The sequence below is a fragment of the Gracilibacillus boraciitolerans JCM 21714 genome (assembly GCF_000521485.1).
Taxonomy (GTDB): Bacteria; Bacillota; Bacilli; order Bacillales; family Amphibacillaceae; genus Gracilibacillus; species Gracilibacillus boraciitolerans.
The window spans coordinates 1-1,905 of record NZ_BAVS01000071.1 but is presented as its reverse complement, the minus strand read 5'-3'; the positions used below and the strand labels follow the sequence as shown (position 1 = coordinate 1,905).

At 43.1% G+C, this 1,905-nt stretch carries 2 protein-coding genes; both read left to right on the top strand.

From position 1 onward, the window contains the following. Positions 1-400 precede the first annotated feature (400 nt). The gene (locus tag JCM21714_RS22575) at positions 401-598 is read left to right on the top strand and encodes a hypothetical protein (RefSeq protein WP_235183031.1); all 198 of its coding nucleotides are present in this window, start codon (positions 401-403) and stop codon (positions 596-598) included. Positions 599-1,158: 560 nt separating this feature from the next. After that, complete coding sequence (locus JCM21714_RS17650) at positions 1,159-1,731, top strand: hypothetical protein (protein WP_052000895.1); 573 nt, start codon at positions 1,159-1,161, stop codon at positions 1,729-1,731. Positions 1,732-1,905: the final 174 nt, after the last annotated feature.

The window sequence follows — 1,905 nt, the reverse complement described above, 5'->3', positions numbered from 1 at the left end:
TAGACTCTCGGCATTCGCCGAGCTAGACGACTCGTGGTTTTCCTCGAGTCGTTCATTTGTTCTTCCTCCTACTTTTGGTAGGAGTTTTTTATTTTCAAAATAATGCGAATTGGAAATAAAACGCTACATTATTTTCTGAAAACAGTTCAAAATACTTGACTTTTCAAAAACGCCCCCCAATAATCGCGGTTGAAGGGAGATTTTTTCCTTTCTAACCAAAATGGAGGTGTTTTTATTGAAACCAGTTTTTGTTTCGCATGAAGCCTATCAAAACTTTGTCATGGATCAACTTCAAACACACTATTCCGGCGGCATACTAACGTTAGTTAATAGGGACTGGCCGGTCATTTCTAAACTATGGATCACCGATCTTTCCTTCATCACGTTACAACTAAGGGACATGTACGACGCTAAAGGACCGGATCCGCGGGATCCCGCATCTATCATGCGATCCTATCTGCTCTTAATTTTAACGAATCCTACGATGAGTATTACCAAATGGGTAGAACAGCTTCACCGCATTCCGCTTTATGCCATTCTTAGCGGTTTTGAGCCTGGCGACACCCCCAGGTGTCGGTACCTTTTACGATTTTTTTAGCCGACTTTGGGCAAGCGAGAAAAAGCAGGTAACCCCCTCAAAAGAAAAGTAAAAAGGCTCGCAAACGTAAGGCGAAAAAAGGAAAGAAAGGCCAAAAGACTCCCATAAAGCCAGGCCGTGTCAAACGTTTGGTCGAATGGATGCTTCCTAGGTTACAGGATAAGAAAGAACTTCCATCGGATCGCCTTTTTGATTTCTTTCAGACTCAAATACTTACAGTTTCAGCTAAATTGGGACTGCTCGGAGATGTGGAACAACTGAACGTTGCCGGCGATGGCACACCTGTTGTCACCGCCTCCCATACCCGAAGCAAGTCCACTTGTGATTGTCGCGCCCAAGGTATAGCGACATGTCATCACGGTCGCATTTACTCCCAACCCGACTGTGACTCGGGATGGGACAGCCACCGGGAAAAGCACTTTACCGGCTATCATCTGTATATGATCAGTGCTTGCGACAGCCCTTATGACTTACCTATATATCCACGTTTGAACCTGGCTTCCTGCCATGATTCAGTTAGCTTTGTCGTCAGCTGGGTTGAATTTTCGCAGCGATTCACCTTGGGCGCAGTGGATAAAATGTTACTGGATGCAGCTCATGATGCAGCATCGATTTATCATCTGATCGACCATCATCAAGTGGAACCGATCATTGATTTAAACAACCGATCGAAGAACCATACAAAAAAAGGTAGTGATATTCAAATCTCATCAGAAGGTGTGCCTATTTGCCCTATCGGCAAAAAGATGAAACCCAATGGCTATGACCACTCACAAAACCGCCAGAAATGGCGTTGCCCATTGGCATGTGGAACGAGTAACTCGTGTCAAACGCCTTGTTCCTCTGCCGTGTATGGCCGGACATATCATACACATAGTAAAGATAATCTCCGTTTGTTTCCAAAAACCTCAAGAGAAACAGAGAAGTGGAAAGCAATCTATAGTCGACGTACATCGATCGAACGCTCAAACAAACGAGAAAAAATTGATTATCACTTAGAATCAGGTAAACACCGTTCTACCATGATGTGGTACGTCCGTATTTTTGGCATTATGATGTGTCAGCACATCGATGCCTGGTACGCTCATCGTAAAAAAGAACTGGCATTTCTTAGAGAGCAAATAGTTGCTTAAATAGATAAATAGCATCGGTACCCTTTTTAAAAAAATGAAAGAGGTAGGGCTTATTTGGTATGCCCTTTTTTGAAAATACGATGAAAGCGACCGATTATAAACCCTAAAAACACCTTTTCCCAGTAATTTTGTGGAAAATAGTTCATTTTCACACTAGGAATTCCGAGAGCCTAT

Excerpts from the sequence above, each read along its gene's own strand:
- JCM21714_RS22575 (WP_235183031.1), top strand. The coding sequence starts at position 401 with ATGTACGACGCTAAAGGACCGGATCCGCGGGATCCCGCATCTATCATG.